Annotated in this window: 20 protein-coding genes; 12 read left to right on the top strand and 8 right to left on the bottom strand. The window is 63.2% G+C overall.

The genetic code is table 11. The annotated features are described in order from the left end of the window. Nucleotides 1-74 precede the first annotated feature (74 nt). The 10 genes from NKT35_RS03825 to NKT35_RS03780 all read left to right on the top strand — a co-directional run bounded on the left by NKT35_RS03825 (nt 75) and on the right by NKT35_RS03780 (nt 11,815). On the top strand, nt 75-2,111 hold the full coding sequence (locus tag NKT35_RS03825; protein WP_254299025.1) for a M3 family metallopeptidase: 2,037 nt from the start codon (nt 75-77) through the stop codon (nt 2,109-2,111). 251 nt (nt 2,112-2,362) lie between these two features. Continuing rightward, the gene (gene xth / locus NKT35_RS03820) at nt 2,363-3,136 is read left to right on the top strand and encodes an exodeoxyribonuclease III (RefSeq protein ID WP_254299023.1); all 774 of its coding nucleotides are present in this window, start codon (nt 2,363-2,365) and stop codon (nt 3,134-3,136) included. 157 nt (nt 3,137-3,293) lie between these two features. Beyond that, entirely contained in the window at nt 3,294-4,181 is an 888-nt protein-coding gene (locus NKT35_RS03815; protein WP_254299021.1) for a protoglobin domain-containing protein, read from the top strand. Nucleotides 4,182-4,191: 10 nt separating this feature from the next. Continuing rightward, on the top strand, nt 4,192-4,554 hold the full coding sequence (locus tag NKT35_RS03810; protein WP_254299019.1) for an STAS domain-containing protein: 363 nt from the start codon (nt 4,192-4,194) through the stop codon (nt 4,552-4,554). Further along, nucleotides 4,551-4,997: an anti-sigma regulatory factor gene (locus tag NKT35_RS03805; RefSeq protein WP_254299018.1), complete on the top strand. Its 447-nt coding sequence runs from the start codon at nt 4,551-4,553 to the stop codon at nt 4,995-4,997. Before NKT35_RS03810 ends, NKT35_RS03805 begins: the two co-directional genes overlap by 4 nt. Continuing rightward, complete coding sequence (locus tag NKT35_RS03800) at nt 4,988-5,599, top strand: SpoIIE family protein phosphatase (protein ID WP_505190902.1); 612 nt, start codon at nt 4,988-4,990, stop codon at nt 5,597-5,599. The genes NKT35_RS03805 and NKT35_RS03800 overlap by 10 nt, the downstream gene beginning before the upstream one ends. Next, nucleotides 5,596-8,721 carry a hybrid sensor histidine kinase/response regulator gene (locus NKT35_RS03795; RefSeq protein WP_254299014.1) on the top strand — a complete coding sequence of 1,042 codons (3,126 nt, stop codon included), beginning with the start codon at nt 5,596-5,598 and terminating at the stop codon, nt 8,719-8,721. The genes NKT35_RS03800 and NKT35_RS03795 overlap by 4 nt, the downstream gene beginning before the upstream one ends. An 11-nt stretch (nt 8,722-8,732) precedes the next feature. After that, nucleotides 8,733-9,848, top strand: coding sequence for a response regulator (locus tag NKT35_RS03790; RefSeq protein ID WP_254299012.1), 1,116 nt, complete (start codon nt 8,733-8,735; stop codon nt 9,846-9,848). 167 nt (nt 9,849-10,015) lie between these two features. Then, the gene (gene rquA, locus NKT35_RS03785) at nt 10,016-10,723 is read left to right on the top strand and encodes a rhodoquinone biosynthesis methyltransferase RquA (RefSeq protein ID WP_254299009.1); all 708 of its coding nucleotides are present in this window, start codon (nt 10,016-10,018) and stop codon (nt 10,721-10,723) included. A 138-nt stretch (nt 10,724-10,861) separates the two neighbouring features. Next, entirely contained in the window at nt 10,862-11,815 is a 954-nt protein-coding gene (locus NKT35_RS03780) for a hypothetical protein (RefSeq protein WP_254299007.1), read from the top strand. Between the two features lie 174 nt (nt 11,816-11,989). On the opposite strand, the gene NKT35_RS03775 is transcribed toward NKT35_RS03780, so the two are convergent. The 8 genes from NKT35_RS03775 to NKT35_RS03740 form a co-directional block, all read right to left on the bottom strand. Beyond that, entirely contained in the window at nt 11,990-12,772 is a 783-nt protein-coding gene (locus NKT35_RS03775) for a ferredoxin--NADP reductase (RefSeq protein ID WP_254299005.1), read from the bottom strand. An 843-nt stretch (nt 12,773-13,615) separates the two neighbouring features. Next, a complete protein-coding gene (locus NKT35_RS03770; protein ID WP_254299003.1) occupies nt 13,616-14,650 on the bottom strand; it encodes a glycosyltransferase family 4 protein in 1,035 nt (344 codons plus the stop codon). Further along, a complete protein-coding gene (locus NKT35_RS03765; RefSeq protein WP_254298995.1) occupies nt 14,638-15,477 on the bottom strand; it encodes a UDP-2,3-diacylglucosamine diphosphatase in 840 nt (279 codons plus the stop codon). Before NKT35_RS03765 ends, NKT35_RS03770 begins: the two co-directional genes overlap by 13 nt. A 219-nt stretch (nt 15,478-15,696) precedes the next feature. After that, entirely contained in the window at nt 15,697-16,032 is a 336-nt protein-coding gene (locus NKT35_RS03760) for a 5-carboxymethyl-2-hydroxymuconate Delta-isomerase (protein WP_254298993.1), read from the bottom strand. Nucleotides 16,033-16,059: 27 nt separating this feature from the next. Continuing rightward, entirely contained in the window at nt 16,060-16,455 is a 396-nt protein-coding gene (locus NKT35_RS03755) for a hypothetical protein (protein WP_254298991.1), read from the bottom strand. A gap of 65 nt (nt 16,456-16,520) precedes the next feature. Beyond that, the gene (locus NKT35_RS03750; protein WP_254298990.1) at nt 16,521-17,645 is read right to left on the bottom strand and encodes a methanobactin export MATE transporter MbnM; all 1,125 of its coding nucleotides are present in this window, start codon (nt 17,643-17,645) and stop codon (nt 16,521-16,523) included. Next, nucleotides 17,642-18,718 (bottom strand): MbnP family copper-binding protein, encoded by a 1,077-nt coding sequence (locus tag NKT35_RS03745; RefSeq protein ID WP_254298989.1) that lies wholly within the window; start codon nt 18,716-18,718, stop codon nt 17,642-17,644. Before NKT35_RS03745 ends, NKT35_RS03750 begins: the two co-directional genes overlap by 4 nt. Before the next feature lie 204 nt (nt 18,719-18,922). Continuing rightward, complete coding sequence (locus NKT35_RS03740) at nt 18,923-20,866, bottom strand: TonB-dependent copper receptor (protein WP_254298988.1); 1,944 nt, start codon at nt 20,864-20,866, stop codon at nt 18,923-18,925. Between the two features lie 116 nt (nt 20,867-20,982). Between NKT35_RS03740 and NKT35_RS03735 the strand changes: the two genes are divergently transcribed. Together NKT35_RS03735 and NKT35_RS03730 are read left to right on the top strand one after the other, a co-directional pair. Next, on the top strand, nt 20,983-22,245 hold the full coding sequence (locus NKT35_RS03735) for an ATP-binding protein (protein ID WP_254298986.1): 1,263 nt from the start codon (nt 20,983-20,985) through the stop codon (nt 22,243-22,245). Further along, nucleotides 22,242-22,766: a response regulator transcription factor gene (locus NKT35_RS03730; protein WP_254298985.1), complete on the top strand. Its 525-nt coding sequence runs from the start codon at nt 22,242-22,244 to the stop codon at nt 22,764-22,766. The genes NKT35_RS03735 and NKT35_RS03730 overlap by 4 nt, the downstream gene beginning before the upstream one ends. The last annotated feature ends 9 nt before the right edge of the window (nt 22,767-22,775 follow it).

Raw genomic sequence — 22,775 nt, 5'->3', positions numbered from 1 at the left:
CATTGTGCAGGCCGCGCGCGGCGGCATGCAAATTCCCTTATCATATCCGTTCCATGTAACAGGACGCTGAAGCCATGAGCCAGAATCCCCTTCTCGATTTATCCGGTCTGCCCCGTTTCGCCGAAATCCGCCCGGAACACATCAATCCGGCGCTGGATGCGCTGCTGGAAGAGGCGCGCGCCGCCGTGGCTCGGCTGACCGCGGAAACCGGCGAGCCGAGCTGGGACGATTTCGTCAGCCCCTTGACCGACGCCACCGAGCGGCTGTCGCGCGCCTGGGGCGTGGTGACGCACCTGAACGCGGTGGTGAATACGCCGGAATTGCGCGAGGCTTACAATTCCAATATCCCGCGGGTGTCAGAATTCTGGACCGAAATGGGGCAGAACCTGGCCTTGTTCGCCCGCTTCAAAGCGCTGGCGGCCAGCGCCGAGCATGCCGCCTACGGCGCGGCGCGCAAGAAGATCATCGAAAACGATCTGCGCGACTTCCGCCTGTCCGGCGCCGAGCTGGAAGCCGCGGCCAAGGAGCGTTTCGCCGCCATCCAGATGCGCCTGGCGGAGCTGTCGGCCAAGTTCGAGCAGAATGTGCTGGACGCCACCGACGCCTTCAGCCTGATCATCGAAGACCAGGCCGAGCTGGCCGGCGTGCCTGAGGACTCGCTGGCGCTGTTCGCCGCGGCGGCGGAAGGCGATGGCAAGGCCGGCTATAAGATCACGCTGCAATTCCCTTTCTATTTCCCGGTGTTGCAATACGCCGACAACCGCGCCCTGCGCGAGAAGCTGTACCAGGCCTATGTGCAGCGCGCGTCCGAGTTCGGCCCGGCCGAGCGCGACAACAGCCCCATCATCCGCGAAAAGCTGCAACTGGCGCGCGAAGAGTCGCAATTGCTGGGCTTCGCCAACTTCGCCGAGCTGTCGCTGTTCACCAAGATGGCGGAAAGCCCGGAGCAGGTCATCGCCTTCCTGCGCGATCTGGCCGCCAAGGCCAAACCGTTCGCGGCGAAGGATCGCCAGGAGCTGGAAGCCTTCGCCAAGGCAGAGCTGGGCATCGCCGAACTGCAGGCCTGGGACTTGGCCTACGCGGCGGAAAAGCTGCGCGTGGCGCGCTATGCCTTCTCCGAGCTGGAAGTGAAACAGTACTTCCAGGAGCCCAAGGTGGTGCAAGGTCTGTTCGGCGTGGTGAACAAGCTGTTCGGCGTGGAAGTGCGCGACAGCGCCGCGCCGGTGTGGCATCCGGATGTCCGTTACTATGAAATTCTGAAGGATGGCGAGCTGCTCGGCAGTTTCTACTTCGACCTGTACGCCCGCGACGGCAAGCGCTCCGGCGCCTGGATGGACGACGCGCGCGGCCGCCGCAAGAAGGGCGAAACCGTGCAAACGCCGGTGGCCTATCTCACCTGCAATTTCACCCGCGCGGTCGGCGACAAGCCGGCGTTGTTCACCCACGACGAAGTCATTACGCTGTTCCACGAGTTCGGCCATGGCCTGCACCATATGCTGACCCGCGTCGACGAACTGGGCGTGTCCGGCATCAACGGCGTGGAATGGGATGCGGTGGAGCTGCCCAGCCAGTTCCTGGAAAACTTCGCCTGGGAATGGGATGTGCTGCAAGGCATGACCGCCCATGTGGACAGCGGCGAGGTTTTGCCGCGCGCGCTGTACGACAAGATGGAGGCGGCCAAGAACTTCCAGAGCGGCATGGGCACGGTGCGCCAGCTGGAGTTCGCGCTGTTCGACCTGCTGGCTTACAGCCAGCTCGATCCGGCATCCGGCGACTGGCAAGCCTTGCTGGATGAGGTGCGCCGCGAGGTGGCGGTGAACTTCCCGCCGGCCTACAACCGCTTCCCCAATGGCTTCAGCCACATCTTCGCCGGCGGCTACGCGGCAGGCTATTACAGCTACAAGTGGGCCGAGGTGCTGTCGGCCGACGCCTACGCCGCTTTCGAAGAAGTGGGCGGCGCGAATCCGGACACCGGCAAGCGCTTCTGGAACGAGATTCTGGCGGTTGGCGGCAGCCGTCCGGCGCTGGAGTCGTTCCGCGCCTTCCGCGGCCGCGATCCGCAAATCGACGCGCTGCTGCGCCACTCCGGCATGGTGGAAACCGCCGCGTAAAAAAATGTGAAACTTTCCGGAACTCCGCTGTAAGCGTTTCGCTCTAATCATTTGCTCAGGGTTTTCCGGAGCAGCAAGCGAGCCAGACGCGTATCAGGGGTAGTGATATTGTGTCTATTGACGCCTCCGCCAATCGCGGGGGCGCTTTTTTTTGGCCGACGCGCGGCGGCGCGTGAAAAAGCGCTCAACAGTCCGGCCGCCGGCTGGTATGGTGTCGGGCTTATCGTATTCTTTGCTCAGGAGCCCCTTCGATGCGTTTTGCCACCTGGAACGTCAATTCCCTGAAAGTCCGCTTGCCGCAAGTCTTGCAATGGCTGGCCGAGACCGGCGTCGAAGTGTTGTGCCTGCAAGAACTGAAGATGGACCAGGACGCTTTCCCGCTGGCGGACATAGAGGCCGCAGGCTACCGCGCGGTCTGGTTCGGGCAGAAAACCTATAACGGCGTGGCCATCCTGGCCAAGGCGCCGCTGGAGATCGAGGACGTGGTGTCCGGCATTCCCGGCTACGGCGACGAGCAACGCCGCGTCATCACCGCCACCATCGCCGGCGTGCGCGCCATCTGCGCTTATTTCGTCAACGGCGAGGCGGTGGATTCGGCCAAATACCCGTATAAGCTGGAGTGGCTGTCCAAGCTGGAGGGCCATGTCGCCGCCGAGCTGGCCGCGCATCCCAACCTGCTTTTGCTGGGCGACTACAATATCGCGCCGGAAGACCGCGATGTGTACGACCCGGAGGGCTGGCATGAACAGGTGCTGTGCAGCACGCCGGAGCGCGACGCCTTCCGCCGCCTGATCGGCCTGGGCCTGTCAGACAGTTTCCGCCTGTTCAATCAGGAAGAAAAACAGTACAGCTGGTGGGATTACCGCCAGATGATGTTCCGCCGCAACAAGGGCGTGCGCATCGACCATATCCTGGTCAGCGACGCGCTCAAGCCGCGCGCGCAGTCCTGCGAGATCGACAAGGCCCCGCGCAAGTGGGAGCGCCCCTCCGATCACACGCCGGTAGTGCTGACGCTGGCGGACTAAGCGTCCCGGTTCGTCCCCTGCAAGGCCTGGCGCATGCGCCGGGCCTTTGTTTTGCGCGCTGCCGCGTGATGGAAATTCTATGGCTATATGGCCTATAGATAGCAATAGGCATACAGCAATCCATAACATGCAATTGCGGCTAGCGGGGGGGGAACGGATGGATCCGAGCAGTCTTGCGGACGCGAGGGAATGCCTGCAGCGGTTCGCCATTCAGGACGACGATCTGCAACGGGTGCAGGCCATGGGAGAGGCGGTCTTGCCGCATTTGGGCGAGGCCATGCTGCATTTCTACGAATGGCTGCCCAGCCTGCCCGAATATGAAGCCTTATTCTCCCGTCCCTCTACCCTGCGTAACGCCCAAGTCGCGCAAGAGGCCTACTGGCGCAGCTTTTTCCGCGGCGTGATAGACGAAGCCTATCTGGCGGAGCGGGTGTGCGCGGGCGAAACCCATGCCCGGATCGGCCTGCCGCTCAGCACCTATTTTGCCGGCGTCAATTACGCTTTCCATCTGTTCAGCGGCTATTTGACAAGCGGCGATCGCGACACGGTGTCGCAGCTGTCGCAATCGGCCAGCAAGCTGCTGCACCTGGACACCGCGCTGGTGGTGGAGACTTACAGCCGCCTGCTGCAAGAGCGGGTCATGGAGCAAGGCCGGGCGATGATGGAGATGTCGACGCCGGTCACCATGATCTGGCAAGACATCCTGCTGCTGCCGATTGTCGGCATCATCGATTCCCAGCGTTCGCAGAGCATCATGGAGGGGATTCTGAACAAGATCTCCTCGACGCGCTCGCGGGTGTTCATCATGGACATCTCCGGCGTGGCGGTGGTGGATTCCGCGGTGGCCAACCATCTGGTCAAGATCACCAAGGCCACTCAGTTGATGGGCTGCGAGAGCCTGGTGTCCGGCTTGTCGCCGGCCATTGCCCAGACCATCGTCCACCTGGGCATCGATACCGAACAGATTTCCACTTTCTCCACCTTGCGGGACGCGCTGGAGGCGGCGTTTCGCATCTGCGGGCTGGCGATCCGCCAACTGAGCTAGGAGCGCCGACATGTCAGACGAAGCATCCGAAGCCAGGATCACGCTGTCGCAAATCGGCGATGCCATGCTGGCTTGCGTGCAGGCCGAATTGCGGCCTTCGGTGGTGAGGCAGATGCAGAGCCGATTGCTAGAGCGCATCAGCGGCCGAGCGGTGCGCAAGGTGATGCTGGACCTGTCCGAAGTGCGGTTCATGGATCTGGAGTCCTACCAGGCCTTGATCGACATGAAGCGAACCATTTCGCTGATGGGGGCCGCCACCGTGCTGGTGGGCTTGCGCCCAGGCGTGATCCAGGGCCTGTCCCAAGTCGGCGCCGACCTGGGCGCCTTCCGCGGGGCCATCTCGCTGGAGCAGGCGCTGGCTTTGAAGCTATGAGCGCGCGGCCGCTGGAGCTGGTGCCATTGACGGCCGCGCAGCGAATGGGCATGGGCGGATCGCTGGCCATACGTAGCGAAACCGATGTCCGGATGATGGTGTTCCAGGTTCAAGCCTATGCCGCCAGCTTGGGTTTCACCGCGGTCGGCGCCACCCAGCTGGCCACCGGCGCCTCGGAGCTGGCGATGAATATCCTCAAGTACGCCGGAGAGGGAGAAGTGCGCTGGCACACGGTGCAGCAGGGGCTGCGGCAAGGGATGGAGTTGCAGGCTCGGGATAAAGGCCCGGGCATTCCCGATCTTGCCAAGGCGCTGGAAGAGCATTACAGCAGCAAGGGGACCCTGGGGCTGGGCTTGCCCGGCACCCGTCGGCTGATGGACGAGTTTTGGATAGACAGCGAGCCACGCAAGGGCACTCGGGTATGCGTCCGAAAATGGAAGTGATGACAGACCATGCCTGGCCGCCGGCGCTGAGCGAAGTGTCGGTGGGCGGCCGGCCATTTTTCGGCGAGACCGTCAGCGGCGACGGGCTGGTGGTGCGAAGCGAGGCCGATGGCGCGCTGCTGGCCATCCTGGATGTGCTGGGGCACGGCGCGGAGGCGCACGGCCTGGCGCGGCAGATGGAGCGCTGGCTGGAACAGGCGGAGCGGAAGCCGGTCAGCGAGCTGCTGCGGGAAATGCACCGGTCCTTTGAGGGTACTCGCGGCGCGGCGGTTTGCCTGGTCCGGGTGGCGGCGGACGGCATGCTGACATGCGCCAATATCGGCAATGCCTTGCTGCGCGTGCTGCAGCCTGAGCTGGTGTTGCTGCCCGGGCAGCCGGGCACGATAGGCCAGGCGGTGCCTGTGATTGTGGAGCGCCAGCTGCGCTTGAGGGCCGGCGCCTTGTTGCTGTTGACCACCGATGGCGTGCAGGAGCACTTGCCTGTCGAGCTATTGGAAAGTTGGCTGAAACTGCCGGCCAGCCGGGTCAGCAATCTGCTGATGAATGATCACGCCAAGTGGCATGACGACGCCACCTGCGTTGTTGCGAGATGGGATCCATGAGCGAACAGGTCAACCTGTCTTTGGTGGGAGAGGCGAGTCTCTATCGCGCCAGGCACAAGATTTTGCGTTTGATGGAGCTGTCCTGGCTGGGCGGCGGCGCGCTGGAGCGGCATGCCGTGACCTTGTTCAGCCTGCTGCGGCATTTGCAGGAGCTCGGCTATGAGTCCATCGAGCTTGAAGTGGATTGGGACACCTTGTTCATCGGCGTGGAGGATGCCCGCCGCGTCGACATCCGGCTGGCCGATCCGCAATGGCGGCTGGAGAGGCGCGAGGGCCGCAATTGCGTGGTGATAGACGCGCCCGGCATGGGGGAGTCCGACCCGGAGCTGATCCGCAGCATCCTGGATGAGAAAAGCCGCGAAGAACTGCTGAGCGAGCTGGTGGCCAGCAATAAGGCTTTGTCGCGATATCAGGCGGGGCTGGAGGAGGAAATCGTCCGCCGCACCGACGCGCTCAGGCAAAGCGAAAAACTCTCGCAGTCCATCATCGCCGGCGCGCCGGTCGGCGTGGTGGTGATGGATGGCCGGGGCGAAATCAAGGACATCAATCGCACCGCTTTGAGCATCTTCGGCGTCGAGGCCGCGGTCGCCTTGTCCGGCCGCCTCGGCGAGCTGCTTAAACTGGAGGGCGAGGGTCCGCTGCCAGGCATCCTGGCGCAGGATTTGGCCTCCGCCAGTTTGAGCGGACTGAACGGAGAGTTCTGGGAGCTGTTGCTGCGCCGCCAGGATGGGTCCTCGACGCAGGTGGAAGCCGGCTTGACGGTAGTGGACATGGCCGGCGCGCGCACCGGCACCTTGTTCATCCGCGATATCTCCAGCCGCAAGCAGGCCGAGGCGCGCTTGACGCAGGCGATGGAGGACGCCGAAAGCGCGACCCGCGCCAAAAGCGATTTCCTGGCGAATATGAGCCACGAAATCCGCACCCCGATGAATGCCATCATCGGCATGGCCCACTTGGCGCAAAGCACCGACCTCGACCCCAAGCAGCGCGACTATGTGCAGAAGATCCACAGCTCCGGCAAGCATCTGCTGGGCATCATCAACGACATCCTGGATTTTTCCAAGATAGAGGCCGGCAAGCTGGATCTGGAAAACATCGAGTTCGATCTGGAGCGGGTGCTGGACAATCTGGCGACGCTGCTGGGCGAGAAGACCGAAGCCAAGGGGCTGGAGTTGATCTTCGATGTCGATCCGCATCTGAATCTGTCCCTGATCGGCGACCCCTTGCGCCTGGGGCAGATCCTGATCAACTACGCCAACAACGCGGTGAAGTTCACCGACAAGGGCGAAGTGACGGTGCGGGTGCGCTGCCGCGAGGATAACGCCCAAGACATGCTGTTGTATTTTGAAGTGGTCGATACCGGCATAGGCATGACGCCAGGGCAGAAGGCCAAGCTGTTCCAGTCTTTTCAGCAGGCCGATACCTCCACTTCGCGCAAGTACGGCGGCACCGGCCTGGGGCTGGCCATTTCCAAGAAACTGGCCGGCTTGATGCAGGGCGAGGTCGGCGTTGAGAGCGAGGTCGGCAAAGGCAGCACCTTCTGGTTCACCGCGCGGCTGGGCAAGGGCATGAAGCATCCTGAACGGCTGCCCAGCGTGGATTTGCGGAATCGCCGGGTGCTGGTGGTGGACGACAGCAAGACCGCCCGCACCATCCTGGCCGAGCAGTTGCGCAGCATGACATTCCGGGTCGATGAGGCCGGAGATGGCTTGAAAGCCCTGGAAATGGTGGAGGAGGCCGAGCGGGAGGATGCGTCATACGAAGTGGTGTTCTTCGACTGGCGGATGCCGCGGATAGACGGCATCGAGGTGGCGAGGCGGCTGATGCTGCGCGACGAGAAAGTCCGCCCCCACCGCGTGATGGTGACCGGTTATGGGCGCGAGGAGGTTTTCCGCGAGGCGGAAAGCGTGGGCATCGAAATGACCTTGGTCAAGCCGGTTTGCTCGTCGGTGCTATTCGACGCGACGATACGCCTGTTCGGCAGCGAGAGGCTGGCGGGCGAAGCGCCGGACAATCGGCCGGATGACGCATTGCCAGGGCTGGAGCCGCTCAAGGGCATGAAGATTTTGCTGGTCGAAGACAACGAGCTGAACCAGCAAGTGGCGACCGAACTGTTGCAATCCGCGGAAATTCAGGTGCTTATCGCCAATAATGGTGAAGAAGCGCTGAGTTTGGCGCAGCGGCAGCCCTTCGATTTGGTGCTGATGGATATGCAGATGCCGGTGATGGACGGTTTGGAGGCGACGCGCCGTTTGCGTCAGCTGGAGGCGTTCCAGGACATGCCCATCCTGGCGATGACCGCCAATGCGATGACGGGCGACCGCGAGCGCTGCGTCGATGCCGGAATGAACGATCACATCGCCAAGCCTATCGATCCCGTTCAGCTGTTCGCCACCTTGAGGCAGTGGGATCCGCGCCGGCAAGGCAAGCCGGAAGGCAAGGGAAAGGCCAAGTCCAGATCCAAGCAGGGCCCCGCCGCGCCGCCCGCCGGGCCGGATCAAGCGGGCGCGCTGGCGGACAATGACCCCCTGAGCAGCATTCCAGGCCTGGATGTCGCCAACGCCTTGCGCCGGGTGCTGGGGAAGCGGGCCTCGTACGAAAATCTGCTGCGCCGCTTCGTCTCGGGGCAGGCGGGCGCCCTGGATGACGTCAGGCGGGAGATGGGGCGCGATGACCGTGTGGCGGCCACGCGCGCCGCGCATACGCTCAAAGGCGTGGCGGGCACGATAGGCGCCAACGAACTGCAGGAAATGGCGGCCAAGCTGGAGAAGACGCTGAACGCGGGGTCTGAGCTGGCCGACTTGGAGGCGGGGCTGGCGGAGACGCAGCGAGAGCTGGACAGGTTGATTGAATCTCTGAAGCAGGCTTTGCCTTCGGAGCCGGACGCCAAACCGTCCCAGCCGGTTGATTGGCAGGCCTTGCAGCCTTTGTTCGATCAGTTGGAGCAATTGTTGAAGGATGACGATGCCGACGCGGTGGAGGTGTTCAGCGCGTCGGCAGGCATCTTGCGAACGGCGCTGGGGCCGGCGGCGGCGGGAATCGAGCAGGCCTTGCTGCAGTATCGGTTTGACGAGGCGCTGACCTCTCTGCGCGAAGCGCGGGCAGGCCCTGCGGCGAAATAGCGGGAGCAAGCATGGAGCATGCAGCCGACAACCGTCCCACCATCCTGGTGGTGGACGACACGCCGGACAACCTGTCCCTGATGAGCGGCTTGTTGCGGGAGTCGTATCGCGTCAAGGTCGCGCCCAATGGTCCGCGGGCCTTGCAGATAGTGGAAAGCAGTCCGCCTGACCTGATCTTGCTGGATGTGATGATGCCGGACATGGACGGCTACGAGGTGATGCGGCGCTTGCGCGCGACTCGGCCCGATTTCGACATCCCGGTGCTGTTCCTGACCGCCAAGCATGAGGTGGAGGATGAGACCACGGGTTTGGATCTGGGCGCCATGGACTATATCCATAAGCCCATCAGCCCGCCCATCGTGCTGGCGCGGGTGCGCAACCAGCTGGATGTCAAAGCCGCCCGCGATTTCCTGAAAAACCAGAACGATTATCTGGAGCGGGAAGTGCAGCGGCGCACCCGCGAAACCGAAATGGTGCAGAACGTGGCGATCTGGGCGCTGGCCTCGCTGGCGGAGACGCGCGACAACGAAACCGGCAAACACTTGAAGCGCACCCAGTTTTACGTCCAGGCGCTGGCGGAGCATCTGCGCGCGCATCCGCGCTTCGACCAGTGTCTGAGTGATCGCAACATCGATATGATCTGCAAGTCGGCGCCGCTTCACGATATCGGCAAAGTGGGCATTCCCGACCATATCTTGCTCAAGGCTGGCAAGCTGACGGACGACGAGTTCGCCATCATGAAGCAGCACGCGGTATTAGGCCGGGACGCCATTGTGGCGGCGGAATGCCAGCTGGGCCTGGAGGTGGAGTTTCTGCATTTCACCAAGGAAATCGCTTGCTCGCATCACGAGAAATGGGATGGCAGCGGCTACCCGTTCGGCTTGAAGGGCGATGAGATTCCCGTGGCGGGACGGCTGATGGCCTTGGCCGATGTTTACGACGCCTTGATCAACAAGCGGGTGTACAAGCCGCCGATGACCCACGAACAAGCCCGGGACATCATCTTGGCGGGCAGCGGCAGGCATTTCGATCCCGATGTCGTCGATGCTTTTATCGCGGTGCAGCAGTCTTTTCGGGAAATCGCCATCGCTTACGCCGACGCCGAAGTCGAGCATATGGGCGGTTAGTCCCGGCCGCGCCTCCATCCCGGGGCGCCCGCGCCCCGGCGTAAGCATTGCCGAGCATGGTTTATCGCCTATTCGGCCGTCGGTCCATCATCGTTTGGCCTGGCTCAAGCCGGGAGAAGGCGGCTCTTGCTAAGCTGTTTCCACACACATGACTTCCGGTAGCGACCATGACCACATTGAAAACGACTACGATCCAGCCGGACCCTTATTACCGCGACGTGCCCCAGTATATGACCGAAGTGTACGACTGGGCTTATGTCAATCCGCGCAAGGCCCGGTTGCTGGACCACAAGCTGGTGGTGCGCACGCTCTTGTTCGGCAACGACCAGCGGCTGATGCGAGCGTATCTGGATGAAATCCGCGAGGGCGAGAAGGTCTGGCAGCTAGCCCATGTCTACGGCGACCTGGTGCAGCGCGCCGCGCAGCGGACGGGCGCGAAAGGCCAGTTCACCTTGACCGACGTGACCCCCATCCAGGTCGAGCTGGCCGAAGGCAAGCTGGCGTCGTTGCCGCAGGCGCGCGTGGTGCGCGCCAACGCGGCGACTTATCAGGCCGAAGAGAAGCAGGATTTGGTGTGCAGCTTCTTTTTGCTGCACGAGGTGCCGGAGGAGATGAAGCACGCCATCGTCGACAATATGCTGGCCCAGGTGGCGCCGGGAGGGCGCGCGATGTTTGTCGACTACCACGGCCCGCGTCCGTGGCAGCCGATAGGCTGGCTGCTCAAATGGGTGAACCGCGCGCTGGAGCCGTTCGCGGAAGCCTTGTGGCGCAAGGAGATATCCGCTTACGCCACGGAGGCGGCTCAGTTTGAGTGGAGCAAGCGCACCGTGTTCGGCGGCGTATACCAGATCGTCAGGGCAAAGCGGCGCGACTGAGTTGTACGTCGCGTTACACGGCCTTACAAGGCGCTAACAGACGGCAAGAAGGGGCAGGACTAGGATACGTCTCAAGGAAACACCAAACACGGTGCCTGGCGGAGAGATTCCCTCCGCAACCGAATCTGGAGACGAATCATGAAAAAGCTGAGCCTTCTTGCCCTGTCCGTTGTATTTGGTCTGAGTTCCGCCGCCGGCTTCGCCGCTGAAGCCGCCACCCCGGCTTCCGCTCCGGCCGCCAAGGTTGCCCCGGCCGCCAAAAAAGCCGAGAAAAAAGCCCCGGCCAAGATCCATCATGCCAAAAAGGCTGAAAAAGTAACCGCCTCCGCCGCGCAAAAGACTCAAGCCGCAAAGGCCGACGCTTCCGCTCCGGCCAAGAAAGTCGGCGTGAAGAAGCATGCCGCCAAGAAGGCCGCAGCTTCCAAGGCTCAAGCCGCCAAGGCTGACGCTTCCGCTCCGGTAGCCAAGAAGGCTCACAAGCACGTTGCCAAGAAGCACGCCGCCAAGAAAGCCGAAGCCTCCAAGGCTCAAGCCGCCAAGGCCGACGCTTCCGCCCCGGTAGCCAAGAAGGCTCACAAGCACCACGCCAAGAAGCACGCCGCCAAGAAGGCTGAGGCTTCCAAGGCTCAAGCCGCCAAGGCCGACGCTTCCGCTCCGGTAGCCAAGAAGGCTCATAAGCACGCCGCCAAGAAGGCTGTTGCCTCCAAGGCTCAAGCCGCCAAGGCCGACGCATCCGCCCCGGTAGCCAAGAAGGCCCACAAGCACCACGCCAAGAAGCACGCGGCCAAGAAGGCTGAAGCTTCCAAGGCTCAAGCCGCCAAGGCCGACGCTTCCGCCCCGGTAGCCAAGAAGGCTCACAAGCACCACGCCAAGAAGCACGCCGCCAAGAAGGCTGAAGCTTCCAAGGCCCAAGCTGCCAAGGCTGACGCTTCCGCTCCGGTAGCCAAGAAGGCTCACAAGCACGCCGCCAAGAAGGCTGTTGCCTCCAAGGCCCAAGCTGCCAAGGCCGACGCTTCCGCTCCGGTAGCCAAGAAGGCTCACAAGCACCACGCCAAGAAGGCTCACAAGGCTGCCGCTTCGGCCGCCAAGTAATCAAACCAGATCGCAATCTGGCTCGCACAAAAAATGAGGGAGGCTTCGGCCTCCCTTTTGTTTATCCATCGCTGATGGCCCGGGTAAACCGGCCCGGCGACAGGCGCGATAAAAAAGCCCCGCAGGCATCGGCCGCGGGGCTTTTCTCATTCCGCAGGAGCGGAAGCGAGGCGCTTATTTTTCGACGAAGGCGCGTTCGATCGCGTAGTCGGCCGGCTCGCCCATGCGCGGCGATTCCTTGAAGCCCATGCCGTTCAGGATTTCGCACAGGTCATGCAGCATGCTCGGGCTGCCGCAGATCAGCACGCGGTCGTGTTCCGGATTCAGCTGCGGCAGGCCGATGTCGGCGCACAGCTTGCCGTTGGTGATCAGGTCGGTCAGACGGCCTTGATTGCGGAACGGCTCGCGGGTAACGGTCGGGTAGTAGATCAGCTTTTCCTTCACCACGTCGCCGAAGAATTCGTTTTCCGGCAGTTCCTTGGTGATGTAGTCGTGGTAGCCCAGCTCGCTGACCCAACGCACGCCGTGGGTCAGAATGACCTTGTCGTAGCGCTCGTACACCTCCGGGTCCTTGATGATGGACATGAAGGGGGCGAGGCCGGTGCCGGTGGACAGCAGATACAGATTCTTGCCCGGCAGCAGGTTGTCCTGCACCAGGGTGCCGGTCGGCTTCTTGCTGATCAGTACGGTATCGCCGACTTGCAAGTGTTGCAGCTTGGAGGTCAGCGGGCCATCCTGCACCTTGATGCTGTAGAACTCCAGGTGCTCTTCGTAATTGGAGCTGACAATGGAGTAGGCGCGCATCAGCGGCTTGCCGTTCACTTCCAGGCCTATCATCACGAATTGGCCGTTGATGAAGCGCAGACCGGCGTCGCGGGTGCAGGTGAAGCTGAACAGCGTGTCGTTCCAGTGATGGACGGACAGGACTTTTTCAGCGGTCAGATTGGGAGAAGACATATCTCGTGCGGCTCACTCAATTAAAGATCGGAAAAATGTTGCAATGCGATAACTTTAGCCCGTTTGCCAGCCCCCTGCTTGATCGCGCGGCGCCGGGCATTATGCGGCGGCGCGGCATTCAGCCGCGTCGGCGTTGTGCTTGGGATAACGCCGGGCCGAGTGGGCGGGGCGCATCGTGAGTGATCGCCAAGTGGATGATTCCGTCTGGCGAAAGCGTTTATTATCGCATGGTAACCGACAGTGTTGGATGGCAGGAAGATTGTTTTCTGATTTTTTTAGCACTGACTGTTATTAACGATACGCGATATCGTTCTGATTAGCCATAATGAAAGAGGGCACCCCGGTGGTGGGATGCCCTCTGGATAACTGCCTGAATCATGCTGACTATCCGGATAGGCGCGCTATCTATGCGTGGATCCGAATCTGACTGCTCATTACCAACTCAATACTGGCACAGTCGATTCGACTGGCCGCGTCGAAGCTCGGGAAACATTGGCCGGTACCGCTATCTTTAAATTCCGGCGCTTAGTCTTTCGCCCTTTAAGGGCCGAATGTGGGGACAGTCTATTCCCTGTTCGCGCACTTCAACTTCGCAGGTCATGAAAACAACTAGTCATGTCTGGCTGGCCGGCTGTCGCTTGGCTGTGCCTTGCATCCGTCCTGGATGCTGTCTCGGGCATTGAGGGCTCCCTACGGAACCGACCGCTGCGCGTGGTCTTGGCGCGGTCACAATGCCATTTCAAACATCGGGCTGCCGGCTAGAGAGGCTTGACGCATTCCGCATCCTCCCTGTTGCTTCAACATTTGCAATATAGAGCCTGCCGCTGATAAAGCAAGAAAGAGTTAATCTAATTGACCCGCTATCGCCGCAGCCATGGGCGGGTTGGGCCGCAAATGGGATTCAAATTGGCGGCTGGCGGTTTGCCAGGAATAGGTTTCCGCGACTTTGCGCACATGATCGCGGTCGATATCCAAGGCCTTGAGGCAAGCGGCTTTCAAATCCCAGTCCAGCGCGCCGGCGCCGGTGCCGCCGACCACGTCCAGCGGACCCGCCACCGGGAAGGCGGCCACCGGCGTGCCGCAGGCCATCGCTTCCAGCAGCACCAGGCCGAAGGTGTCGGTCAGGCTGGGAAAGACGAATACATCGGCGGCGCGATAGAAACGGGCCAGCTCATTCTGCGGAAACACGCCGGCGAAATACACTTCGGGATATTGCTGTTTCAGCTTGGGCAGCAGCGGGCCATCGCCGACGACCCATTTGCTGCCGGGCAAGTCCAGCTGCAAAAACGCCTCGATGTTCTTTTCCACCGCCACCCGGCCGATATAGACGAAGCGGGGCGGATCCGACTCGTCCAGCCTTTGCCTTTCGCCGGGCGTGAACATGGCGGTATCGACGCCGCGGCTCCACAGCTGGATATTGTTGAAGCCGCGGTTTTCCAGATCGCGGGCGATGGAGCGGGTGGGCACCATCACCGCGCGCGAAGCGTTGTGAAAACGCCGCATCCAGGCATAGCTGACCTTGAGCGGCAGCCGGCAGCGGGCATGGATGTATTCCGGGAAGCGGGTGTGATAAGCGGTGGTGAAGCTCAAGCCATGGCGCAGGCAATAGCGCCGCGCGGCCAAGCCCAGCGGCCCTTCTGTGGCGATGTGCACCGCGTCCGGCGCGAAGCCGGCGATACGCTGCGCCACCTGGCGGTAGGGAAACAGCGACAGCCGGATGTCCGGATAGGTGGGGCAGGGCAGGGTCCGGAATTCCAACGGCGTGATCATATTGACCTGATGGCCGAAACCATCCAGCTCGCGCATGGTTTCCGTCAGCGAGCGAACCACGCCGTTGACTTGCGGTTTCCAGGCGTCGGTGACGATCATGATGCGCATGTGGACTCCTCGGAGCTCGTGGAAGAGGGGATCGAAGCCGGATCGGCGGCCTGCGCGGCGGCCAGCGCCGTCCAGTGCAGCACCTGCAGCCGGCCATCGGGGTGCTCCACCAGCGCGGACAGGCTTTCCACCCAGTCGCCGCTGTTGCCGTAGAGGATGCCGTCTATCATCCGCACTTCCGGCTTGTGGATGTGGCCGCAGATCACGCCGTCGAAACCGCGCCGCCGCGCTTCGCCGGCCAGAATGGTTTCGAACTGGGTGATGAAGTTCACCGCGTTCTTGACCTTGTGTTTCAGATACTGCGACAGCGACCAATAAGGCAGGCCCATGCGGTGGCGCAGCCAGTTGAAGCCGCGGTTCAGTTGCAGAATCAGCGTGTACAGATTGTCGCCGACATAGGCCAGCCACTTGGCGTACTGGATCACGCCGTCGAACTCGTCGCCGTGCAGCACCAAGAGACGCTTGCCGTCGGCGGTGAGATGCTCGGCCTCCTGGCGGATGGCGATGCCGCCGAAATCCAGCCCGCAATATTGCCGTGCCGCCTCGTCGTGGTTGCCGGGGATGTAGATCACCTGGCAGCCCTTGCGCGCCTTGCGCAGCAGCTTTTGCACCACATCGTTGTGGCTTTGCTTCCAGTACCAGGATTTTCGCAGTTGCCAGCCGTCGACGATGTCGCCGACCAGGTAGAGATAGTCGGACTCATGCTCGCGCAGGAAGTCCAGCAGATGATCGGCGCGGCAACCGGCCGTGCCCAGGTGCACATCGGAAATCCAGATGCTGCGCAGTTTGCGGCTGGCTTCGGGCTCGGGAGCGGAGTCGGCGTGCATGGCGTCATCAGGGAGAGGTCGATGAGGGCATGCTGCAACGCGCAAGTGACAGGCGGATGAGGTTTTGTTGACAGGGGGATGAAGGCGGCTGCGACAATCGGCCGCATCCCGCCGCAAGGAAAAGCGGATTATGCTTCAGCTGTCCGGTCGTAACGGCATCGGGCAGACAAAGGTTGCATGCCCGCCCAGACCTGGCGGGCATTTTTTTATCTGCAGGCCTTAGCGCTTGCTGTAGTTCTCAGCCAGCATTTCGTGGATTTCGCAACTGACGGCGGCGATTTCCGGGTGAAGCGCCTGCGTCGCAGCCACCAGGCGCTTGGCCAGCTGGCTCCTCTGCTCGGCGTTGCGGCCGGCCATGATATGGCAGGCGATGTGGATGAAAGAGGCGGCTTGGCCGCCCACCAGATAGTGCCGCAGCGGAACCAGGCGGCATTTGATGTCGCCGGCCTGGAACAGCCCGCTGTCAAAAGCGGCTTGATGCACGGTTTGCAGCAGGCGCGGCGCGGCGGCTTGCTGAGCCAGGTCTTCGGAACATTCGATGATGCAATGCGGCATGAGCTTTCTCAGAATCTAAATGGGGTTTCAGGCGGGCGTGCCGCCAAAACGCATGCGCCAGAACAGCGCGTTGCACACCCCGCCGGCCATCGCGCCCAGGTAGATCGTCATCCAGTCGTTGTACAGCAGCGGCTCCGCCACGCGGGCGTAAAGCAGGGTGATGGTGCTGCCGCTGATCGCGCCGGGCGCGAAAGCCACGACCAGCAACAGCCACGCCGGCCATTGCGCTTGCCAGCGCTGGATATTGCCGGCCAGGCTGATGCGCAGCAGGCTGAGCAAAAGCCCGACGATCAAGGCCGGCACCGCGCCCAGCAGGTAGGCCATCATCGGCACCACGCCGCTGGCCAGCAGCCCGACCAAGGGGCCGAGCAGGATGAACAGGATCAGCCCGCAGGCCAGAATTTTGAAATAGGGTGTTTTCATGCGGTGGTCGGGCGACGAAAGTCCCCCAGCGTATCAGACTGGCCGCTTGCCGACGAGTGCCGTTGTCATGGTTTGGCGGCGAATGGGTCGGACAGCGCCGGGTCATGCGTCAGCGTGTCGTCGCTCAGCGTTTTCAAAAACGCCGCCAGATCCGCTTGCTCCTGCCGGCTGAGGCGTATCCGGTCCAAGCTTGCGTCTTTCCAGGGATTGGATTTGCCGGCGCCGCGGCCATGCTCGGCATGAACCCGTATCGCCTCCTCCAGCGTCTCCACGCTGCCGTCGTGCATATACGGTCCGGTCAGGGCCACATTGCGCAGGCTGGGGCTGCGGAAGCGGCCCATGTCGGCCTGCGCGCCGCTTAGCTCCAACATGCCGCGGTTGGGGAAGGGATAGCCGCCTTTGCCGTCCAGATTGTAGAGGCCGATATTGTGGAAGGGCAGGCCGCCGCTTTCCCCCGCCATCTGATCGTCGAAGTTGGCGCTGCCGTGGCAGCGGAAACACTGTCCTTGCTCGGAGCGGAACAGCTTGAGGCCGCGCAGCTCCGCCGCGGACAGCTGGGCCTTGCCGGCTTGATAGCGGTCATAGCGCGAGTCGAACGACACGATGCCGCGCTCGAAAGTGGCGATGGCCTTGACGATGTTGGCCATGTTCAAGGGCCCGCTTTCCGCCGGAAAAGCTTGGGCAAAGCCGCGAACATAGACGGGATCGGCCTGGAGCCGCGCCAGCACCTTGGGCTGGGTCAGATCGTTGATGCCCATTTCCACCGGATCGGTGCGAAACAGCGGCCCGTCCATCTGCCGCTCCAGCGTCGTCAGCGTGTTGTTGGCCCAGGTATAGCTTTGATGCCAGGCGGCATTGGCCAAAGGCTGGGCGTTGCGCAAGGTGCGCTCCCCGGCGCTGCCCAAGGACAAGGGCACGCTGTCGCTGAAGGCCTTGGCTTGCGGATGGCAGCTGGCGCAACTGATGCTGCCGTTGCCGGACAGGCGCTTGTCGTAGAACAGCCGCCGGCCCAGTTCGAACTTGGCTTGGGTCATAGGATTGTCAGCCGGCACCGGCGGCGGCCTCACGCCGGGCGGTAGCCTCCATCGCCAGTCGCCGCGCGCGGCTGGCTGGGCTGGGGAGTCCGGCTGACAGGCGGTCAGGCCGATCAGCCCCATGGCCGCGACGGCCAGCGCGCGCGCGAGGTTCATGACGCGATTTTCTCCAGGCGGAACACGCGGGCGTTGCGGCCATCGTTCAAGGGCTGGCCGCCATCATTGGCGCCGGGCTGGCTTTCGTTCAGGCGCAGGCCGAGCCGGTCGAAGATGGGCTGGCATTCGGCGTCGGTGACATTGGACTTGCAGCCGAAATCGGCGCTGTCGTCGCGGGTGATGTCATTGCCGCTGAACAAGGACTGGATATCCAGCACCACGCGGTCGGACTGCGGGTTGAAGCGGTCGAACAACACTTTGAAGCGGTTGGGCTTGCCGCAGCGGTAGCCGCCGACGATGTCGCGGTCCGGCTTGCAATCAGTGGAGCCCAGATGGAAGGCCCATTTCGGATCGCTCTTGCCATCCTGGCGTTTGACGCCGCCATCCGGCGCAAGGTCCACCCGCATGAAGCGGTGGCCGGATTGCCATTCCCACATCAGCCAATAGACGCCGAGTATCGGGTGCGGCGGGCTGTGCGCCGGTTGATGATTGAGGCCGATTTCCTTGCCCTGCGCGTTCTTGGCCGAGATCGGCACGCCTACCTTGAAGCTGAGGCCGGTATAACGGCCGGCCGGTGCGCTGCCGACTACGTCGCTATTGCTGCCATCCAGCGGCTGGTTGTCGTCTACATTGGGCTGTTTGCAGCTGCCGCCGGCAAAGTCCAGCAGGGCCAGGTTCAGAAATTGCCACTGGTTTTTCTGATCAAGCTGAAGCGGCACCTCTTGGCCCTGATCATTGATCAGCGCTACATCGTGCACATAGATCATGCCTTCGGTCAGCTGCGCGTTGGCAAGGCTGGTTCCGATGCTGGTGAGCTTGCTGCCGCAGGCGACCGGCTGGTTGCCGGATTTCAGCGCGAAATGCACGGTGGTGGCGCCGCCTGGGTAGGCGGGTTGCTGCGCCGCAGGGCTGCTGGCCGGCTGGCTCGGCGCGGCGGGCTGGCTCGGCGCGGCGGGCTGTTGGGTTTGCGCATTCTGATTCGGGGTCGGGTCTTCGCTGCTTTTCACGCCGCCACCCAAACAGCCGGCCAGGCTGAGGCATAGCGCGGGCGCGAGCATCCAATAGGGTTTCATCACGGTTCTCCATTTGTTGTTATGAAATTGATCTTGTGTAGGGCGGATGCCCCGCAAGCGGGGCGATCCGCCTTTTGGCTCCGATCACGGTGGCCTCGGCTGTACCGCGCGCGGCGCGATCGGTCATTTTTCTTGCAGCGTTGCGACGGCGCGCAGGGTGAGGCGGAACGCCCAGCGAAGCTGGGCTTCCGCCCTACGGCTGGCTTACCAATGTGCTTGCAGCTTCAGCCACGCAGTGCGGCCTGGCTCGTTGACGCGCAGGGTTTGCTCATAGCCGGAGATGTCGGCTCCGCCGCGGCTGACGTGCTCGGCGTAGGTCCGGTTGAACAGGTTGTCGATGCCCGCGGTGAGCTTGATGGCTTTGCTGACGCGCCAGCCGCCGTTCAAGGACAGCGTGGCGTAACCCGGCGTGGGGCCGAGGTCCTGGCCGGCGATATTGCCCTGGCCGATGGCGTAGCGGGTCTGCGCGGCAGCCACGCGCCAGACGGCGGCGGCGGCCCAGGTCTGCTTGTCCCAGCCCAGAGTCAGGCTGGCGGTGAGCGGCGGCGTCTGGCCCAGCGGTTTGTCGTCGTCGGCATTGGCGGCCCAGCTGTAGGCGGCGGTGCCGGACAGTTGCCAGGCGGGCGCGAATTGCCAGGAGGCGTCGGCCTCGAAGCCGTAGCGATAGGCCTGGATATTGCGCGTCTGCTGGCTGGCTTTGCTATCGATCAGAATGAAGTCGTCGATGCGGCTCAGATAGCCGGAGATGGAGCCCTTGACCTTGTCGCCGCGGTACAGCGCGCCGACGTCCAGCTGATTATTGCGCTCAGGCTGCAACACATTGCGGTTGCCGCTGACCTTGGAGCGTTCCCAGTAGTCCGGCGCGCGCTCGGCATGGCCTATGCCCAGATAGGGCGTCCAATTGCCGAGCTTGTATTCGTAACGGGCGAAGCCGCTGTACAGGCGGTAATCCTGCAGCTGTTCACCCTGGCTGAGCGTGGCGTCGTAGAAGGCGCGGACGCGGTCGTGCCGCCAGCCGGCGATGACTTTGCCGTCCAGCAGCGGCTTGCTGCCTTCCAGATACAGGCCGGCGCGTTCGATATGCTGGTCCGGCACGCGTAGTTTGCTGGCGTAATTCGCGCCGCCGCGAGCGGTGTGGCGGTCGCGCTGCCAATCCACGCCGGTGGTCAGCTCGATGTCGGCCAGCGCCAGATCCGCTTCCAGTTTGGCGGCGTCGGTGCTTCGGTCGGGATTGCTGGCCATCGGCTGCCTGCCTGCTTGCAGCGGGCGGAGCGTGTAGTTGTCCATCACGTGGTCGGCGTAGCTGTGGTTGGCCGCCAGCCGGACGGCGTCCAGCCAGGCTGCCAGATTGCGCTGTTCCGCCTTGAAGCCCCAGGCTCGGCGGTCGAACTGGCTGCCATCCATGCTGCGGTCGGCATAAGCTGCGCGGCCGTTGCTGACGTCGCCGGACAGCTCCAGCGTGGTGTCGCGGCCGGGCGTGAAGCCGGCGATCACGCTCTGGCTGTCGCGTCGATAGGCGGAGTGGACTTTCTGGCCATCGCCGTCGCGGTAGTCGTCGGCCTGGTTGTGCGAGTCGATTAGCCGCAGATAGCCGAGTTTGCTGCCGACGGTCAGATCGGCATAGGCGTCCTGGCGCTTGGCGCTGCCGGCCAGCAGGCTGCCGTCGAAACGCAGGCCGGGTTCGTCGAAAGGCTTGGTCTTGCGTTCAAAACTGACCGCGCCGCTGATCAGCGCCCCGCCGTACTTCACTGATTGCGGGCCTTTGATCACCACCACCTTGTCGTAAGCGTCGGGGAAAAGATAGGCGGTGGGCGGGTCCATCCGGCCGGGGCAGCCGCCGTAGACGAAGCCGCCATTGGCCAGGATGTTGAGGCGGGAGCCGCCCAAGCCGCGCAACAGCGGATCGCCGGAGCTGCCGCCCTTGCGCACCACGCTGAAGCCGGGGATGGTTTTCAGCAGGTCGGCGCCATCGCCGGCCGGCACCGGTTGGCGCGGCGCGCGCGGATCGGTGCTGATAGTCAGGGGCTGATCGGTTTGCACGCCGGTGACGACGACCGGTTCGAGTTGGTAAACAGGCGTTTCGGCGGCAAAAGCGTGGCCGACCGCCAGCGCCAAAGGCACGGGAAGCAGAATTTTATTGATGAGCATCACGGTAGTGAATCTGTTTTGAATTTTGCGGCGATGCTAGTGCAAACCTTATATAGGACGGAATGCGGCATATTGTCGCAGCGTCGGCGGCAGGGGCTTGGTGGTAAAGTGGCGGCATGAAATGGAATGCGATATGGACGCCGGAGCCGGAAAGCGAGGCGCTGCGGACAGGCCTGCGGGTGCGGCGGCTGCGCTGGCTGATGCTGGGCTTGGGGCTGGCCATCCTGGCCGGCTGCGCTTGGCAAGGCGTGGAGCTGCCTTGGCTGCTGGTGGGGCAGGCTTTGGCCACGCTGGCCTTGGCCAATTGGCTGCTGGCGGCATGGCCGGCCTGGGTCGGCACGCCGGAAGCGGCTTTGCGCTTGGGACTGCTGGCCGATTTGCTGGTGCTGACCGAGCTGCTGGCCTTCAGCGGCGGCGCGGCCAATCCCTTGGCCTCGCTCTATCTGCCGCCGGTATTGTTCGCCGCGTTGCTGTCGCCGGGCTGGTTCGCCTGGCTGCTGGCCGGGCTCAGCATCTTGTGCTACGGCTTGCTGTTTCAGTGGCATCTGGACTGGCCGCTGAACGGCGGCAACGCCGCCTATGCCTTCACCTTGCATTTGTCGGGCATGTGGCTGACTTTCGCGCTGTCGGCCTTGCTGATCGCCGGTTTCGTTTCCTGGCTGGCGCGCCAGCTCCGGCATCAGGGAGATGCCTTGGCGCAGGCGCGCGAAACCCAGCTGCGCGACGAGCAATTGCTGGCGGTGGGCATGCAGGCGGCGGGCGCGGCCCATTCCTTGTCCACCCCGCTGAATACCTTGACGCTGCTGGTGGATGAGTTGCTGAGCGAAAGACAGGATGACGAGCCGCTCAAACAGGATTTATTGCTGATGCAGGCGCAGCTGGCCAGTTGCCGCGGCACGCTGGCCCGGCTCAAGCACGGCTCCGAGCCGGCGCCTGGCCCGCTGCCTTTGTTCGCGGCTTTGAACGAAAAGCTGGAAGGCTGGCGCAGCTTGCGGCCGGATGTGAAGCTGCAATGGCGGGCTCCCGAAGGCGATGATCCGCTGGTGAGCCTGGATGCCGCCTTCTGGCCGGCGCTGTTCAATCTGGTCAACAACGCGGCGGAGGCCGGCGGCGGCGAGGTGCAGGTAGAGGCGCAGTTGCGGCGGCAGCAACTGGTGCTGGACATCGTCAACCGGCAAGGCTGCTTGAGCGAGGCGCAATTGATGCGCGCCGGTCTGACGCCCTTGGAGTCGGCCAAACCGGCGGGCATGGGGCTGGGCATGCTGCTGAGCCACGCCACGCTGGCGCGGCTGGGCGGCGAACTGAGCCTGGACAATCGGGCCGAGGGCGGCGTGCATGCCCGCATTCGGCTGCCTTTGCGAATCGAGGAAAGCAGATGAGCGATTTCTTGCTGATCGACGACGACGACGCGTTCGCCATGGTGCTGGCGCGCTCGCTTGGCCGGCGCGGCCAGGAGGTGGCGCGCGCGCGCGATGCCGCGGAAGCGCTGACGATGGCCGCCGAAGAACCGGCGCGTATTTTGCTGGACCTGAATCTGGACGGCGACAGCGGCCTGCGGCTGCTGCCGGCCTTGCGCGAAATCAGCCCGGCCAGCGCCATCGTGGTGCTGACCGGCTACGCCAGCATCGCCACCGCGGTGGAGGCCACCAAGCTGGGCGCGGTGCAGTATCTGGCCAAGCCGGCCAATGTGGATGAAATCCTGGCCGCTTTCGCGCAGCAGTCGGCCAATCCGGAATTGCCGGTGGCGCCGCAGCCCATGTCCTTGCGCCGCGTCACCTGGGAGCATCTGCAAAGGGTGCTGGCCGAGCATGACGGCAATATTTCCGCCACCGCGCGGGCGCTGAACATGCATAGACGCACTTTGCAGCGGATGCTGGCCAAAAAGCCGGTGAAAAGCTAAGTCAAAGGG

Source organism: Chromobacterium sp. IIBBL 290-4 (assembly GCF_024207115.1).
Lineage (GTDB): Bacteria > Pseudomonadota > Gammaproteobacteria > Burkholderiales > Chromobacteriaceae > Chromobacterium.
This window is presented reverse-complemented; position numbering and strand designations above follow the sequence as displayed.

What these genes read in the sequence shown, in the direction of transcription:
- NKT35_RS03740 (WP_254298988.1), bottom strand. Translation starts at nt 20,866, where the DNA reads ATGCTCATCAATAAAATTCTGCTTCCCGTGCCTTTGGCGCTGGCGGTC.
- NKT35_RS03755 (WP_254298991.1), bottom strand. Translation starts at nt 16,455, where the DNA reads ATGAAAACACCCTATTTCAAAATTCTGGCCTGCGGGCTGATCCTGTTC.
- NKT35_RS03780 (WP_254299007.1), top strand. Translation starts at nt 10,862, where the DNA reads ATGAAAAAGCTGAGCCTTCTTGCCCTGTCCGTTGTATTTGGTCTGAGT.
- NKT35_RS03760 (WP_254298993.1), bottom strand. Translation starts at nt 16,032, where the DNA reads ATGCCGCATTGCATCATCGAATGTTCCGAAGACCTGGCTCAGCAAGCC.
- NKT35_RS03805 (WP_254299018.1), top strand. Translation starts at nt 4,551, where the DNA reads ATGAGCGCGCGGCCGCTGGAGCTGGTGCCATTGACGGCCGCGCAGCGA.
- NKT35_RS03745 (WP_254298989.1), bottom strand. Translation starts at nt 18,718, where the DNA reads ATGAAACCCTATTGGATGCTCGCGCCCGCGCTATGCCTCAGCCTGGCC.
- NKT35_RS03730 (WP_254298985.1), top strand. Translation starts at nt 22,242, where the DNA reads ATGAGCGATTTCTTGCTGATCGACGACGACGACGCGTTCGCCATGGTG.
- NKT35_RS03775 (WP_254299005.1), bottom strand. Translation starts at nt 12,772, where the DNA reads ATGTCTTCTCCCAATCTGACCGCTGAAAAAGTCCTGTCCGTCCATCAC.
- NKT35_RS03825 (WP_254299025.1), top strand. Translation starts at nt 75, where the DNA reads ATGAGCCAGAATCCCCTTCTCGATTTATCCGGTCTGCCCCGTTTCGCC.
- NKT35_RS03795 (WP_254299014.1), top strand. Translation starts at nt 5,596, where the DNA reads ATGAGCGAACAGGTCAACCTGTCTTTGGTGGGAGAGGCGAGTCTCTAT.
- NKT35_RS03770 (WP_254299003.1), bottom strand. Translation starts at nt 14,650, where the DNA reads ATGCGCATCATGATCGTCACCGACGCCTGGAAACCGCAAGTCAACGGC.
- NKT35_RS03800 (WP_505190902.1), top strand. Translation starts at nt 4,988, where the DNA reads ATGGAAGTGATGACAGACCATGCCTGGCCGCCGGCGCTGAGCGAAGTG.
- NKT35_RS03765 (WP_254298995.1), bottom strand. Translation starts at nt 15,477, where the DNA reads ATGCACGCCGACTCCGCTCCCGAGCCCGAAGCCAGCCGCAAACTGCGC.
- NKT35_RS03790 (WP_254299012.1), top strand. Translation starts at nt 8,733, where the DNA reads ATGGAGCATGCAGCCGACAACCGTCCCACCATCCTGGTGGTGGACGAC.
- xth (WP_254299023.1), top strand. Translation starts at nt 2,363, where the DNA reads ATGCGTTTTGCCACCTGGAACGTCAATTCCCTGAAAGTCCGCTTGCCG.
- rquA (WP_254299009.1), top strand. Translation starts at nt 10,016, where the DNA reads ATGACCACATTGAAAACGACTACGATCCAGCCGGACCCTTATTACCGC.
- NKT35_RS03815 (WP_254299021.1), top strand. Translation starts at nt 3,294, where the DNA reads ATGGATCCGAGCAGTCTTGCGGACGCGAGGGAATGCCTGCAGCGGTTC.
- NKT35_RS03810 (WP_254299019.1), top strand. Translation starts at nt 4,192, where the DNA reads ATGTCAGACGAAGCATCCGAAGCCAGGATCACGCTGTCGCAAATCGGC.
- NKT35_RS03750 (WP_254298990.1), bottom strand. Translation starts at nt 17,645, where the DNA reads ATGAACCTCGCGCGCGCGCTGGCCGTCGCGGCCATGGGGCTGATCGGC.
- NKT35_RS03735 (WP_254298986.1), top strand. Translation starts at nt 20,983, where the DNA reads ATGAAATGGAATGCGATATGGACGCCGGAGCCGGAAAGCGAGGCGCTG.